Annotated in this window: 13 protein-coding genes; 6 read left to right on the top strand and 7 right to left on the bottom strand. The window is 39.0% G+C overall.

Translation table 11 applies throughout. The features are described from left to right. From AC6F75_RS12885 to AC6F75_RS12870, 4 genes are all read right to left on the bottom strand, one after another. Nucleotides 1–459 (bottom strand): RHS repeat-associated core domain-containing protein (locus AC6F75_RS12885; protein ID WP_500715501.1); only part of this gene is annotated, 459 nt, incomplete at its 3' end. A gap of 397 nt (nucleotides 460–856) precedes the next feature. Continuing rightward, entirely contained in the window at nucleotides 857–2,422 is a 1,566-nt protein-coding gene (gene rny / locus AC6F75_RS12880; protein ID WP_500715500.1) for a ribonuclease Y, read from the bottom strand. A gap of 231 nt (nucleotides 2,423–2,653) precedes the next feature. Further along, nucleotides 2,654–2,944, bottom strand: a complete 291-nt coding sequence (locus AC6F75_RS12875; protein WP_500715499.1) for a cell division protein ZapA — start codon at nucleotides 2,942–2,944, stop codon at nucleotides 2,654–2,656. Between the two features lie 4 nt (nucleotides 2,945–2,948). Further along, the gene (locus tag AC6F75_RS12870; RefSeq protein WP_500715498.1) at nucleotides 2,949–3,239 is read right to left on the bottom strand and encodes a hypothetical protein; all 291 of its coding nucleotides are present in this window, start codon (nucleotides 3,237–3,239) and stop codon (nucleotides 2,949–2,951) included. 155 nt (nucleotides 3,240–3,394) lie between these two features. On the opposite strand from AC6F75_RS12870, the gene AC6F75_RS12865 reads away from it, so the two are divergent. Together AC6F75_RS12865 and AC6F75_RS12860 are read left to right on the top strand one after the other, a co-directional pair. Beyond that, a complete protein-coding gene (locus AC6F75_RS12865; RefSeq protein ID WP_500715497.1) occupies nucleotides 3,395–5,116 on the top strand; it encodes a peptidoglycan DD-metalloendopeptidase family protein in 1,722 nt (573 codons plus the stop codon). Then, a complete protein-coding gene (locus AC6F75_RS12860) occupies nucleotides 5,070–7,589 on the top strand; it encodes a carboxypeptidase-like regulatory domain-containing protein (protein ID WP_500715496.1) in 2,520 nt (839 codons plus the stop codon). The genes AC6F75_RS12865 and AC6F75_RS12860 overlap by 47 nt, the downstream gene beginning before the upstream one ends. A 2-nt stretch (nucleotides 7,590–7,591) precedes the next feature. Here AC6F75_RS12860 and AC6F75_RS12855 read toward each other — a convergent pair whose 3' ends face one another. After that, a complete protein-coding gene (locus AC6F75_RS12855) occupies nucleotides 7,592–8,740 on the bottom strand; it encodes an aminotransferase class V-fold PLP-dependent enzyme (RefSeq protein WP_500715495.1) in 1,149 nt (382 codons plus the stop codon). Nucleotides 8,741–8,829: 89 nt separating this feature from the next. Here AC6F75_RS12855 and AC6F75_RS12850 point away from each other — a divergent pair, with 89 nt between their 5' ends. Further along, a complete protein-coding gene (locus AC6F75_RS12850) occupies nucleotides 8,830–9,363 on the top strand; it encodes a hypothetical protein (RefSeq protein ID WP_500715494.1) in 534 nt (177 codons plus the stop codon). A 5-nt stretch (nucleotides 9,364–9,368) separates the two neighbouring features. Here the strand turns inward: AC6F75_RS12850 and AC6F75_RS12845 are convergent, their stop codons facing one another. Then, entirely contained in the window at nucleotides 9,369–9,920 is a 552-nt protein-coding gene (locus AC6F75_RS12845) for a DUF8465 domain-containing protein (protein ID WP_500715493.1), read from the bottom strand. Nucleotides 9,921–10,353: 433 nt separating this feature from the next. Here AC6F75_RS12845 and AC6F75_RS12840 point away from each other — a divergent pair, with 433 nt between their 5' ends. After that, a complete protein-coding gene (locus AC6F75_RS12840; protein WP_500715492.1) occupies nucleotides 10,354–12,228 on the top strand; it encodes a DUF8693 domain-containing protein in 1,875 nt (624 codons plus the stop codon). A gap of 110 nt (nucleotides 12,229–12,338) precedes the next feature. After that, entirely contained in the window at nucleotides 12,339–12,599 is a 261-nt protein-coding gene (locus AC6F75_RS12835) for a hypothetical protein (RefSeq protein WP_500715491.1), read from the top strand. A 31-nt stretch (nucleotides 12,600–12,630) separates the two neighbouring features. On the opposite strand, the gene rocD is transcribed toward AC6F75_RS12835, so the two are convergent. Next, on the bottom strand, nucleotides 12,631–13,911 hold the full coding sequence (gene rocD, locus AC6F75_RS12830) for an ornithine--oxo-acid transaminase (RefSeq protein ID WP_500715490.1): 1,281 nt from the start codon (nucleotides 13,909–13,911) through the stop codon (nucleotides 12,631–12,633). A gap of 187 nt (nucleotides 13,912–14,098) precedes the next feature. Between rocD and AC6F75_RS12825 the strand changes: the two genes are divergently transcribed. Continuing rightward, nucleotides 14,099–14,966 (top strand): SLC13 family permease (locus tag AC6F75_RS12825; RefSeq protein ID WP_500715489.1); only part of this gene is annotated, 868 nt, incomplete at its 3' end.

The raw sequence follows: 14,966 nt of genomic DNA, 5'->3' as shown, positions 1-14,966 counted from the left end.
GGAACTGGTTGAATTAATATCAATTGTTCTTTGTGATTCAACGGTACCATATTCAAATGTAATGGAGTTATATTCCTTTTCACCTTCTGAATTGGTGGTATATGTACGCTGGTAATCTCCATTTCCATCTTTCTCCACCATATAAAATGTATCTTGGCTTTTGTCTTCAATCCGGTTTATTATGTTCCCATCCTGATTAATCTCCCAAATATCTCTTCCATCTGGGTCAATTCTAATTATAGGATTATTTGCGACATAAGCATAAGGGCTGATGGGGTAATAATTCTCAGCATGCGGATCCACAGAAATGAAAATACTCCATTTCGGGTCATAGTACCTTGCCCCATAATAATACCATCCCGTCTCTGCATCAAACTCCTTAGCATTAAACTTGAAAGGTGAGTTATTTGAGTTTAAATGCTCTTCAACCAACGTTTCCCCAAACGGCAAATACTCCATATGTTGTGAAATTTCCCCGTCTAAGTTAGTAATATAACTTGAACTTCCCAAACCGACGAAGGAGGTTCAGCGAACTCCTATGACAAATAAATACTTAGTGAGCTAAATGGTCCGGGTGGTACCAGTAAGGGGCGTACAGGTCTTCATTATGGTTACCATCACAGACTAACATGATCGTGGTATCATAGTAAAACGGCTGCGGCAATACCAGGTTTATGGTTATTACAAAGATGTGACCCCTCCGGGGTCATAAATGGATGATGTTGGTTTAAATGCTTTCATTATAACAATCGTATATTCCATTATGGTAATGGTTAAACTGAGATGGGTAACTTGGCAATCTAAAAAGCCCCGTTTAAATAACGAGGCTTCTTTATTTCAATGTAAGTTACTGTGATTACTTGGCAATATTCACTGCCCGTGTTTCCCTGATTACCGTAACCTTTACCTGTCCCGGATACGTCATATCAGTTTGTATTTTTTGGGAGATTTCAAACGAAAGGCTGGCTGCTTTTTCATCGCTCACTTTCTCACTTTCAACCATCACACGTAGCTCCCTTCCCGCCTGAATGGCATAGGCTTTATTGACACCGTTAAACCCAAAGGCAATGTCTTCAAGGTCTTTCAATCGCTGAATGTATGAATCCAGCACCTGGCGTCTGGCACCGGGTCTGGCACCGCTTATGGCATCACACACCTGAATGATAGGCGAAAGCAGGCTGGTCATTTCGATTTCGTCGTGGTGGGCACCTATGGCATTGCAAACTTCAGGCTTTTCACCATATTTTTCTGCCCATTGCATCCCCAGGATGGCGTGGGGCACTTCTGTTTCGGTATCCGGTACTTTTCCGATATCGTGAAGGAGTCCGGCACGTTTGGCAAGTTTGGGGTTCATGCCGAGTTCTGATGCCATTACGCCACACAATTTAGCTACCTCACGCGAGTGTTGCAGCAGGTTTTGACCATAAGAAGAACGGTATTTCATGCGTCCCACGATTTTGATAAGCTCCGGGTGAAGACCGTGAATTCCCAGGTCTATTACTGTGCGTTTACCCACTTCAATAATTTCTTCATCAATTTGTTTGGCGGTTTTCTCAACCACTTCCTCGATGCGCGCCGGATGAATACGTCCGTCTGTAACCAGTTTATGCAACGAAAGTCGGGCGATTTCCCTTCTTACCGGGTCAAAGCAGGAAAGTATGATGGCTTCCGGAGTATCATCAACGATGATTTCCACACCTGTGGCAGCTTCAAGCGCCCTGATGTTCCTTCCTTCACGGCCGATGATTCTTCCTTTTACGTCGTCGCTTTCCAGGTTGAAAACAGACACACAGTTTTCAATGGCTTCTTCAGTACCAATGCGTTGAATGGTACCGATAACGATTTTCTTGGCTTCCTGCTGTGCTGTTAATTTTGCTTCTTCAACAGAGTTTTGGATAAATGCCATGGCATCGGTTTTGGCTTCGTCCTTGATGGTTTCAAACAATTGTGCTTTGGCATCCTGAGCCGAAAGGGAGGAAATCACTTCAAGTTGCTCAATCTGGCTTCTGTAAAGTTTATCTACCTCTGTTTGTTTTTTCTCGAAGATATCAAGACGTTCCTGATAGTCATTGATTTTTTCTTCAAGGTCTGAATTGAGTTTTTTGTTTTTAGCCAATTCATTCGAAACCTGTGACTCTTTATCACGTATGCGTTTTTCGGCTTCGGCAATTTTTTTGTCTCTGGCCAAAATCACTTTTTCGTGTTCAGATTTGAGCTCGATAAATTTTTCCTTAGCCTGAAGAATTTTGTCCTTTTTGATGGTTTCGCCTTCAGATTTGGCTTCTTTCAGTATAGCTGAAGCTGCTTTTTTTGCCGATCTCACTAATTGGGAACCGTTGTTTCTCTCTATCACTTTTGCGATTAAAAAACCTAAGGCCACTCCAATTACTCCTATTGCTATTATTAAAAATAAACTGTCCATTTTTGGTTGTATTTAGATAAAAAAAAAGCCTACATTAAAACGTTGATTTGTATAAACTCCTTAAAACAAGTTTAGGGCTACTAAGATGGTCAAATAATCCGCCAGTCAGCCAAAGGCTGAGACGGCACGCTTTCACATCTTTAACTCACCCTTTTTAAAAAGTTCGTGTTGAGTTTATCAAAAATATTGTAATAATGTAGGCAGTACCTTATTGTATTATTTTAAAGAACGTTATACCAAATGGTCCTGAAGAAGCTGATTTAATGATTCTAATTTTTGTTGTACTTCTTCATTGTCATTGGTCGAGTTAACTATTTTTTGTTCTGTTTGAGCTGCAAACTGTAAGGCACACATAGCCAAAACATCTTGCTTATCCCTCACAGCGTAACTCTTTTCAAACTGCTTTACCATTTCTTCTATCTTTTTTGTGGCCCTGCGAAGTCCCTCTTCCTGAGAAGGGTGCACTGTTAGCGGGTAAACACGGTCAGCGATAGAAAGCTTGATTTTAAGCGGTTCTGACATATTTTTAATCATTTAACTGTGAAATACACACATCAATTTCACGGATTAAAGCGTTTATTTTGAGTTTTGTTTCTCGTTTAAATTGGTCACTGCCTAACATAGCATTAACTACTCTTAAATTTTCTGATTCATCTTTACATTTTAATAAACTTTCCCTGGTTTTGGTATGTTCATTTTTTTCAATTGTCAATTCCTGCTGTAAATCTGAATAAGCGGTATTTAAACTTTCGTGTTGTTGTATAAGTTGCTTTATTCTATTTTCAAGAGAATCAACAATTTCTGATAGATTACTCATTTAAAAAGTAGTTCTGTGCTAATCACACAAATTTAAGATTACTTAACAAATAAGGCAACTTTTTATTTTATTTTTTTAAATAATATTTCTCTTTATTAATAGTTGTGATTTAAAATCAATTGTAATAACTTGTAGCTTTGTTGCAATTTCAGCTTATGGGCAGACTTTTTTTCTTGTTTTTCTTATCATTGACTTTTGGCTTACAAGCACAAGGCGAATTGTCTAATAGCAGGTATGTCTTTCCTGAAAACATTCCAACTGACTATTTTTCAAGTCCGCTCAAAATACCAATTGAGCTTTCGGGTACATTTGGCGAATTGAGAAACAATCATTTCCACGCCGGTCTTGACATCAGGACCCAACAACGTGAAGGCATACCCATTTATGCAGCTGCAGACGGCTATGTCAACAGGCTCAGGGTTGCACATTTCAGCTATGGCAAAGCCGTTTATATTCAACATCCAAATGGTTATTCAACATTATATGGCCATCTACAACGATTTGCAGGTGACATTGAAGATTTGGTAAGAACAACACAGTATGAAAAAGAATCTTATGAAATTCAAATCTACCCTGCTGCCGAAAGACTTCCCGTAAAAAAAGGCGATTTGATTGGTTATACCGGCAATACAGGAAGCAGTGGCGGGCCTCACCTTCATTTTGAAATCAGGGACCGTGCCTCACGGCCTATGAACCCCAAACTCTTTGGGTTTGATGTGGCCGACACCCGAAAACCGCTCATTAACAGTGTTTTTGTATATCCCGTTGGTGACGATTCTCACGTGAATCAATTAACAACCCCAAGGCAACTCAGGCTCACCCCACAAACTGACGGTAATTACATTAGTGAAAAAATCAACGCTTATGGCACACTGGGGTTTGGCCTTTCTGCAGTTGACCAGCAAAATGCAGCCAATAACCGCAATGGGGTTTTTAGGGTGATTACACATTACAATGGCGAGACAAGTATTGATATTGTATTTGACCGGGTTTCGTTTGATGAAACACGTTACATCAACAGGTTTATCGATTACGGATATTTTAAAGACCATAAATCCAGGATTAAAAAATTGTTTATCGAAAGAAACAATCCCTTAAGTATTTTTAAAACCTCTAGAAACAACGGTTTTATCACCGTTCAGGACGGATTTCATTCAGTTTACACCATAGAAGTTTCAGATTACAATGGAAACACCGTGACAATTACTGTTCCCATTGAAGGTCTTCATCATCCGGTTGAAGTAAAAACAGAAACAGATTCGCTAAGCCATTTTATTTCAGCGCGTGAAGGTGCTACAATAAAAGAAGGGAAGTTCACCATTTATTTTCCACCCAGAAGCCTTTATGAAGATGCTTACCTGAACATCAGAGCCGAAGGAGACAGGCTGTACCTCCACGAAGACAATATCCCCATTCATTCAAACGTTACCATTTCTGCTGATGTATCCAACTATAAAAAAGAGGATATTGACAAGGTGTTTATCGGAAAAATCTATTTTAGGGGCAACCCCACTTACAACAACAGTACGCTGCAAGGCAATGTACTATCAACCCAGGTAAGGGAATTTGGAACTTTCGGGTTAGCCATAGATACTGTTCCCCCTGTAATTGCACCGGTTAATTTCAGTGACGGAAAGTGGATCAGCAACAACCAGACTTTGCAAATTAAAATTGAAGATGCTCAAAGTGGCATAAAAAGTTATCGGGCCATGGTGAATGACCAATGGATTTTAATGGAATATGAATACAAAAACAATATGTTGACCCATCATTTCAGTGACAATGTAGTGACAGATACCGAAAACATTTTGAAACTCATTGTTACCGATAATGCCGGAAATAGTTCTAAATTTGAGGCAACATTTTTTAGAAAATAAACCCAACCATTTGAAAGCAAAATCCTTACTACTGTTTTTAATCGTTCTTTTCGCAGGACATTTAGCACAATCACAAACCGCAACCATCAAAGGCGTCATCCTTGATGAGGACAATCAGCCGGTGCCCGGTGTAAATATCACCTATGGCACTAGTGGGGTTTTGTCTGATTTTGGCGGAGCTTATGTATTGGAAATTCCGGCAAATCAATCAGTGAGGATTACTTTTTCACACATTGGTTTCAAAAATGTGTTTTTAACGGTTACGCTACAGCGAAATGAAGATTATGAGTTCAATCCAGTGATGTCCACAGATATTGAACAAATTGGTGAAGTACTTATTTCCGGTAGGCAAAATAGGCAAGTTCAGGGAATCACTAACCTGACTCCCGAAACCATCAGACGGATACCTGGCGCAAATGCCGGTGTTGAAAACCTGCTAAAATCTTTACCAGGTGTAAGCGGTAATAACGAATTAAGCTCACAATACTCAGTGCGCGGTGGAAATTATGATGAAAACCTGGTGTATGTCAATGAAATTGAAGTCTATCGACCCTTTCTCATCCGAAGCGGTCAACAGGAAGGATTGAGTTTTGTAAACAGTGAATTGACTTCCAATGTCGATTTTTCGGCAGGTGGGTTTCAGGCAAAATATGGTGACAAATTGTCTTCAGTATTAGACATTACCTATCGCAGACCGGTAGCTTTTGATGCTTCAGCAGATTTAAGTTTACTGGGTGCAAGTGTCGCTGCCGGAGGCATTTCAAAAAACGGAAGGTTAACGGCTATTGGCGGAATCAGGTACAGAAACAACAGTTTACTGGTCAAGGCACAGGAAACAGAAACCAACTTCACTCCTGTTTTTGCAGATGCTCAGACTTATATAACCTATAAAGTCAACAACAAACTGGAGTTTGGTTTTCTTGGAAATGTTTCCATCAACGACTACAGTTATGAGCCTTTAACCCGTCAGACCAACTTTGGCACACTGGCAGAGCCCATTGCCTTGCTTATTTTTTATGAAGGTCAGGAAAAAGACCGCTATGAAACTTATTTTGGTGCGTTTAGGGCCACTTATGCAGCCAATGACAACCTGACCCTAAAGTTTATCGCTTCGGGTTATCACACCCAGGAACAGGAACATTTTGATATACTGGCGCAATACCGCTTAGGAGAAGTCAATACAGATATTGGATCCAGTGGTTTGGGCGATGTGGAATTCAGTAGGGCTGTTGGTTCCCAACTTACCCACGCCCGAAACAATCTGGATGCTTTGATATTCAATCTTGAACATAAAGGTGATTATCAAATTGACAATCACCAAATCAGTTATGGTTTAAAATATACCCGCGAAGACATCAGGGACCGCATTCAGGAATATGAAATTATTGATTCAGCCGGTTTTTCAATCAGACCTCCCGGGATTCAATTTATCAATGACCAACCTTATAATCCATTTGACGCACCACTTGTTCCATTTACAGATGTTGATGCATTTAACGATGTACAAATAGACCGCATTTCAGGTTTTGTTCAGTGGAGCAAAAGGGCCATGCTTGGCAACAATGACTTATGGATGAATTTGGGTGTAAGGGCCCACAATTGGACAGTGAGTGGTGAGGGAATTGAAAGCAATACCCAAACCGTTTTTAGCCCCCGTGGACAAATTGCCATCAAACCCGACTGGGATGCTGATATGATTTTCAGGCTTTCCGGAGGGTTTTACCACCAACCGCCTTTTTACAGGGAATTGCGTGATTCAACCGGAACTGTCAGACCCAATGTTAAAGCGCAACAATCTGTTCATATTGTTTTAGGAAATGATTATAGTTTTAAAATGTGGGACAGGGCATTTATACTGCACAGCGAAATTTATTATAAAGACTTAACGGATGTCAATCCGTACACATTAGAAAACGTAAGAATCAGATACCGTGCTAAAAACAATGCAGAGGCTTATGCTTACGGGCTTGATTTGAGGCTTACCGGAGAGTTTGTTCCCGGAACGGAAAGCTGGCTGAGTTTTGGTTATCTAAAAACCGAAGAAAACATTGAAAACCGCGGGTTTATAGCAAGACCCACTGACCAAAGATTGAAATTTGGCATCTTGTTTCAGGATTATGCCCCTGCAATTCCGGATATGAAAGTATATATCAATCTGGTTTACAATACAGGACTTCCGGGAGGTTCACCAAGTTTTGCTGACCCCTATCTGTTTCAAAGAAGACTACGTGATTACCGAAGAGCCGATGTGGGTTTTTCCTATGTAATTGTTGACGAAAATAAATTAAGGGATTCCGGTTGGTTGAAGCCTTTTAAGGAATTTACCATAGGTTTTGAAATTTTCAACATTTTTGATGCACAAAACTCAATCACCAATACTTTTGTGAGGGATGTGGACAGCAAGGTACAATTTGCCATACCCAATTATTTGACGCCAAGAGTCTTCAACGTTAGGACAACCATGCGTTTTTAGGGTTATTTTTCGATAAATTCCTTTAAAACCTGAACCACATAGTCCACCTCTTTTTTAGTGTTGAACGAAGAGAGTGAAAACCTGATGGAGGGCTTTTTTAAATCCTCCTCATTGAGGATTTCATTTAACACATGCGAACCTTTATCGCTTCCACTTTGACAGGCACTACCCTTAGAACAGGCAATACCTTTTAAGTCCAGTTGAAAAAGCAACATTAAAGACTTTTCCTGCGAGATGGGCAGGCACACATTAAGAAGAGTATAAGTGCTTCTTTTTGCATCTTCACAAGCACCGTTAAATTTCACTCCGGGAATTTCCTGCTGAAGTTTTTGAATAAAATAATTTTTTAGTTCCTGTATATATGCCCTTTCTTTTTCAAGATTTTCGTAAGCCATAACAAAAGCGGTTTCCAGTCCGGCGATGTTGTGAACAGGTTCAGTACCGGCCCTGAGGCCACGCTCCTGCTGCCCTCCAAAAATAAGTGATTGCAAGCCGGATTTTTTTCTGATGAATGCAAAACCCACTCCTTTAGGGCCGTGAAATTTATGTGCAGCACCAACAATAAAGTCGACAGGGATTTCGGATAAATCCAAATCATAATGTCCAACAGACTGCACAGTGTCAGAATGGAAAAGAGCACCATAAGTCTTGGCTAAGTGAGCTACTTTTTCGATATCGAGCATCGTCCCGATTTCGTTATTGATGTGCATCAGGCTCACCAATGTTTTTTTGGACGTATCTTTCAGAAGTGATTCCAGTTGCTCTAAATCCACTTCACCACAGGAATTGAGACTTAGATACACCACTTCAGTGTTGAAGTGTTTATGAAGCTCATAGATGGTGTAAAGTACGGCGTGATGTTCAATTTTTGAAGAAATGATTCTTTTCACTCCTAAATCCCTAACACAACTATTCAGAATCAGGTTGTCTGCTTCGGTACCACCTGAAGTAAATATAATTTCGGCTGCTGTAACACCCAGTAGTTTGGCTATGGTTTTTCTGGCATTCTCAACCAACGACTTAGATGCTCTTCCGTAAGCGTGTGTGGATGAGGGATTTCCAAAATTATTTTGCATAACCCCTGTTATCCTTTCAATAACCTCGGGACGCAATTGAGTGGTGGCTGCACTGTCAAAATAAACACTATTCATTTTTCAAAAATAGTTTAATTGTAAATATTTAAACGGGCTTCTGCTTAAAGTTTTGCAAAACTATTACTTTTGCAAAAGACATTCCTGTTATGAAACACTTTTTTTTAGTAATTCTTTTAGTTCTTGGTTTTAGTTCGTGTGATGACGGCGATGTGATTGTAACCACCTTTGATTTTGATGACATCAATCTGGAGTATTGCCAATCAGCTACTTCCTATGTTTTTTTTAAGGTAAACAACACCAATCTGGAGTCGCTATCTTTTAAACTTCAAACTCAAAATGAGATATTAACTACTGAAGATACTCTAACTTTCCAAATAGACGCCATAAACAACGTGGTGAATTACAGAACCTACAACGCAAGTGTTCCTCAGGGTTATTTTTGCAGCAGCATACCACCATCGAGTCCAAGAATTTTAAAAGATTTTGTAAGCAGTCAGGGAGTGGCGACGCTATTTACAAGAATTGTTGACACTACTTATACGGGAGTAGGCATTGATCAGGACACTTCTTATGTTTACCGAACATCAATTCTTTTCAACAACATCAGGCTGGAAAATGAAACTGAAACTGTCACCCAGCAGACCCTGGATTTTGGGTTTGTCGATGTAACCGAACAGTAAGTCCATTATCTTGGATTTTGAGGAATATAGACTTCCGTAGCACCACGACCGTATTTCTGATAATCAGCATCGTAATAATTCAAAAAATCATACCTCCTGAAAAGTGTTTCAAGTTCAGATTTCAGAACCCCCTCGCCCACACCATGTATAAAAATGACACGTTGAAACCTTTTTTGAATGGCGAAGTCCAGTTGCCGTTTTGCTGTGTCCATTTGTATATTGATAATGTCATAATTATCTAATCCACGGGTAGTTGGCACCAATTTTTCTATGTGAAGGTCGACTTCTATAGCCGGTATGCTTTTTTTCTTAGTGCTTAAAACGGTTTTGCTTTTATTGGATTTAGGTTCTTTCTCTTTTAGGGCTGCGGAAATTCCTTCGGTGTATTTGATTTTAATTTCAATGTCGTCTTCCATTTTAATAAGTTCGGTTTCATTAAATTCAAGTTGAAACCCGTCAATCGATTCAACGAACACCTTATTGTGTTGCACTGAAACAACAAGACCTTCAAAATCTTCATCAAGTGCCGCTACTTTATCTCCAATTTTATGTTTCAAATCAAATTTTATATTATTTTTAAGAGTACTTAGGTTTGTAAAATTACAAAGAACAAACATCAACAAGCCTATCTAAATAGGAATTATTTTATCACTACTGTCCGGCAAAATAATTGAATTCATATAAACCATTAACATATTCCGTCCGCCGATTGGCGGACTTTGTTATATGTAAGGGTTGCTTTTGATTACCAATATATAGCCCCTATGGGGCTTTAGTCCCGTTAGGGACAAAATATTGGTAATAAATACATTACAAAATTTTTATAAGTCCCTTAGGGACGATATTTTTTTTACCGGACAACAGTGTTATTTTATATATATTGTGCAGATTATCGAAAATATCAGCCTTTTTATCGAAAAAATATCAAAGTGTCGTATACTTGTGGGATACTTTTGTAGTACACCCAAATCTACATTAAAATTTTAACCTATGAAAAAACTACTACTTAATGCATCCCTTTTGCTTTTAGCTAGTAATTTGGCTGCTCAGCTCCATGTTAAACCGAACGCCTCAAACAATACTGACACTTATATTTATGCAAATAATGTTGTATTGTATGTTGAGGACTATATTGACTTAATAGAAAATAATCTGGCACCAACACAAGCAAGCATTTATCTGCGTGGTAATGCACAGCTTATTCAGGGAGAAAAAACTACTTCGGCCAATTCAGGAACCGGTTCTATCTCTATTTTACAAAAAGGGTGGGCCAATGCATATGATTACAACTACTGGGCTTCACCCATAGGAATCCCTGGAGGCGCAGCAGGAAATAAAAATTTTGGAATAACTAGATTTTTTGACGTGCAGAATGGTGGCACACACCCAACACATAGTGAGCAACAACAAACAACAACAGCTTTAAATGGTGTATCAAATCCATTGCGTATCTCAAGCAGATGGATTTATACTTTAAGAAACTCAAATACATATGCCAGTTGGATTTATATTGCAAATTCAAACAATCTTGCTGCGGGAGAAGGTTTCACTATGAAAGGGACTCGAACTGATGTAGATGCCCACGACCAACTTTATGATTTTAGAGGAAGGCCCAATGATGGTGACATCACTATTACTGTTGGTCATAATGGTACTACAGGGCTTTCAAGGCTGACAGGGAATCCCTATCCTTCTGCTTTGGACTTAGCTGCATTTCTTTCAGAAAATCTAGATATTGCAGGTCAAATTTTGTATTGGGATCAAGACAAGACTACCAATTCACACTATATTTATGATTATGAAGGTGGCTATGGGGTATGGATTCCAATTGGTTTTGATGACATAGGTGACGGTACATCTTCTGGAACTTATACAGTACCAATATTTACTTCTACTAATGGCTACGGTATTCCGGGAGCACCAACCGGTGGAGTTGGCACACACGTGGAAAGACGTTTTGCACCTGTTGGGCAAGGATTTGTCGTTATTGGTGACGAAAGTATTAGCGGCTCAACCGGGACTATAGCATTTAAAAACAGTATGAGAAGGCATGTTGCTCTAGGAGCAGCAAACTTTAGCCAGTTTAAATCAACCGCTTTAAATGAGAAGAACAGTAAATTTAAAAGCGTCACTACAAACATAGATGGTTTACTTAGATTTCACGTAGAAGTTGATGACATCTACACAAGAGATATGGTGCTTATGTTTTCAGATCAGTCAACCAATGGTTATGACAGAGGTTATGATGGCATGCACCCATCAGTGATTCAAACAGGTGATGCATACTGGAAGATTGAGCAAAGAAATGACCCTTTTGTTATTCAAACAAGGCCTTATGATTTTCACTCTAAAGTGCCAATTGGCTTCAGGGTTAAAAACGGTCAAAACAGTTTCAAAATAAATCTGGTTGAAATGAAAGGGTTTGATAATATCAATAATTTCAGACTCTTTTTGTACGATGAACTTAATAATTCTTATCAACAACTAGACTTAGGCTACCAAGCTGTAGTAAATCATTCAGGAAGTGCAGGTGTAATTGAAAACAGATACTATCTGGTCTTCAAAAAAGGACACGGAAACAGTGGTCAAAACGGAAACGGTAATAAAAGTCTTACGTCTGTAGATTTCTTCCAAAACAACCCGCTTTCCAAACTTCAAATAACCAATCCTGATTTGCTTGATCTTAAAAATGCTTCTGTTTATGATATGAGAGGAAGGCTTCTGATCAATCAAAATAATATTGGTGAGGTGCCTTATTATGAGTTTTCTACCCAGGGATTAAGTAGTGGTGTATATTTGGTAATGTTAACAACCAATGACAATCAGGTGATTGATTATAAAATTACCATCCATAATAAAAATTAGATTTAGAAACTGTTTTTGTTTTAAAAGCCGCTTTATGCGGCTTTTAATTTTTATGTAATTTGTATAAATATTTTATTATATTTATGGTACTAACTTAAAACCAACAAATTATGGAAAATCAAATCAACACAAATCCGGTAATGAAAGTCTCAGATTGGTTCATTACCATTTTCATTACTGCAATACCCCTTGTAGGTTTAATCATGCTTTTTGTATGGGGTTTTGGAAGTGATACAAATCAATCAAAAGCCAATTGGGCAAAAGCTATGCTATTATGGTATCTGGTACTTTTAATCCTTTATATACTAATAGCTCTGGTTTTTGGAGCAGCCTTTTTGAGTGGAATGACAGGCTTTGATTCCGGCTATTAATAAACAAAAAACGCCCTTTCGGGCGTTTTTGTTATTTTTCAAATTCCTGAAGTGTTTTGGTGATTATCGAAACACAATCCAGCAATTGCTCTTTAGTCATCACCAAAGGAGGCGCAAACCTGATGATGTTTCCGTGCGTGGGCTTGGCAAGCAAACCATTATCACGCAGTTTCACACAGATATCCCAGGCTGTCGAGCTGTATTCTCGGTCATTGATAACAATGGCATTTAACAGGCCACGACCTCTCACCAACTTAACAATGTTGCTTTTCTCAACATATTTTTGTATTTCACTTCTGAAAAGATCTCCCAATTTTCTGGCATTTTGAGCAAGATTTTCTTCTCTTATAACTTCCAGCGCAGCCATTCCAACAGCAGCAGCTACTGGGTTCCCACCAAAAGTTGAACCGTGTTGTCCGGGTTTAATCACATTCATAATGTGGTTGTCTGCCAAAACCGCTGAAACCGGATAAGCTCCTCCTGAGAGTGCTTTGCCTAATATAAGAATATCAGGTCTGCTGTATGTGGATTGGCGTTCACAGTGATTCTCACAACTGCAGTTTCCGCAAACAGCCAATAAGGACCCTGTGCGGGCAATTCCGGTCTGGATTTCATCTGCCATAAAAAGCACATTGTGTTTGTTGCACAACTCCTTTGCCTTACTCATATAGTCATCTGCCGGGGTATAAACGCCCGCTTCTCCCTGAATGGGCTCAATCAGGAAACCGGCAACATTTTTATTGTTCTTGATTGCATTTTCCAATGCATCTATATCATCATAGGGGATTTTTATGAACCCCGGAGTGAAGGGACCGAAATTCTTTCTGGCATTTTCATCATTTGAAAACGAAATCACTGTGGTTGTTCTTCCGTGAAAATTGTTTTCACAAACTATAATTTGCGCTTCATTCTCATCAATCCCTTTGACCTCATAATCCCATTTTCTGGCAATTTTGATGGCAGTTTCAACAGCTTCGGCACCGGTATTCATCGGCAGGACCTTATCAAATTGAAAATACTCTGTAATGTGCTTTTCAAAACGCCCCAGCATATCATTGTGAAAAGCTCTTGAAGTTAAGGTAAGTGTCCTTGCCTGACGATCCATGGCGTCAACAATTTTTGGATGGCAATGTCCCTGGTTCACTGCAGAGTAAGCAGAGAGGAAATCATAATATTTTTTTCCTTCAACATCCCAGACATAGACACCCTCTCCTTTGCTCAAAACTACCGGTAACGGGTGATAATTGTGGGCACCGTGTTTGTCTTCTAGGTCAATGGCTTGCTGTGCTGTGATTTTGTCTAAAGTAAGCATAACTAAAAATTTTAAATTTTGAAAATTACAATTCCTGCTTTGTGGGTATTTACAGTGGAGAGAAATCATCCTGAGTGTACAAAAATAGCTATAATCTCCTAATTTTTAAATTTATTGAAGGAATATTGCTGAATGTCATTTTTCGGTAAAACCATATGCTTTACATTTGATACAAATTGAATAAAAAATGTCTGATTCGAGGAGCTATTCACTTAAAAAAATTGCTAAATATCCTTTTTTAGTTGCACAAAAATCAAAATTGGCCATGTTCCTGCTGTGTACCTCCATTGCAGCAGTTTTGACTTTTGTTTTTGGCGATGATGAATTTGTAAGGACCCAGCATTTGGTGTTGTTTCTCTTGTTTTTTTCCATGCTTTTATGGTTTACGGAAGCCATTCCTCCTTTTGCTGTTGGAATATTTATAGTAGGTTATCTTATCTTTTTTATGGGTAGCGAAGGCACTATGGATGTGAATCAATATGTCCAAACCTGGTCAGATGGGGTCATCTGGCTATTCCTCGGCGGATTCTTCCTCGCAGAAGGCATGCGAAAATCCAGGCTCGACATTCGCTTATTAATTGTTACTGCTCCTAAATTTGGTGAAAAAGCAAAGTTTATCATCTTAGGTTTGATGTTTGTCACCGCTATACTCTCTATGGTGATGAGCAATACAGCCACAACGGCAATGATGCTTGCCACGGTTACTCCCCTTTTCACAGAAATTGACAACAAAAAACTTCAAAAGGCTTTTCTTTTGGGCATTCCCACAGCAGCTGCCATTGGTGGTATGGGAACCATCATAGGCTCTGCACCCAACGCCATTGCTGTTGGTGCTTTGGAAAGCATTGGAATAAAAATCAGCTTTTTACAATGGATGAGTGTGGGTGTTCCGGTGGCACTTTTACTTACCTTTTTAACATGGAAATTGTTGTTGACCAAATACAATTTCGGAGAACTAAAACTTTCCACCGATTTTATTCAAAACCTGGAATTGAAAAAAGACAATAATAAACAAGAAGTGAATCAAAGAAGGATTGTTCTAATTGTTTTCATCA

This window comes from Planktosalinus sp., from assembly GCF_059864935.1.
The sequence above is the reverse complement of the archived record's forward strand: the minus strand, read 5'-3'. Positions and strand labels throughout refer to the sequence as shown.

What these genes read in the sequence shown, in the direction of transcription:
- AC6F75_RS12870 (WP_500715498.1), bottom strand. Translation starts at nt 3,239, where the DNA reads ATGAGTAATCTATCAGAAATTGTTGATTCTCTTGAAAATAGAATAAAG.
- AC6F75_RS12875 (WP_500715499.1), bottom strand. Translation starts at nt 2,944, where the DNA reads ATGTCAGAACCGCTTAAAATCAAGCTTTCTATCGCTGACCGTGTTTAC.
- AC6F75_RS12860 (WP_500715496.1), top strand. Translation starts at nt 5,070, where the DNA reads ATGCCGGAAATAGTTCTAAATTTGAGGCAACATTTTTTAGAAAATAAA.
- AC6F75_RS12850 (WP_500715494.1), top strand. Translation starts at nt 8,830, where the DNA reads ATGAAACACTTTTTTTTAGTAATTCTTTTAGTTCTTGGTTTTAGTTCG.
- rocD (WP_500715490.1), bottom strand. Translation starts at nt 13,911, where the DNA reads ATGCTTACTTTAGACAAAATCACAGCACAGCAAGCCATTGACCTAGAA.
- AC6F75_RS12835 (WP_500715491.1), top strand. Translation starts at nt 12,339, where the DNA reads ATGGAAAATCAAATCAACACAAATCCGGTAATGAAAGTCTCAGATTGG.
- rny (WP_500715500.1), bottom strand. Translation starts at nt 2,422, where the DNA reads ATGGACAGTTTATTTTTAATAATAGCAATAGGAGTAATTGGAGTGGCC.
- AC6F75_RS12855 (WP_500715495.1), bottom strand. Translation starts at nt 8,740, where the DNA reads ATGAATAGTGTTTATTTTGACAGTGCAGCCACCACTCAATTGCGTCCC.
- AC6F75_RS12865 (WP_500715497.1), top strand. Translation starts at nt 3,395, where the DNA reads ATGGGCAGACTTTTTTTCTTGTTTTTCTTATCATTGACTTTTGGCTTA.
- AC6F75_RS12840 (WP_500715492.1), top strand. Translation starts at nt 10,354, where the DNA reads ATGAAAAAACTACTACTTAATGCATCCCTTTTGCTTTTAGCTAGTAAT.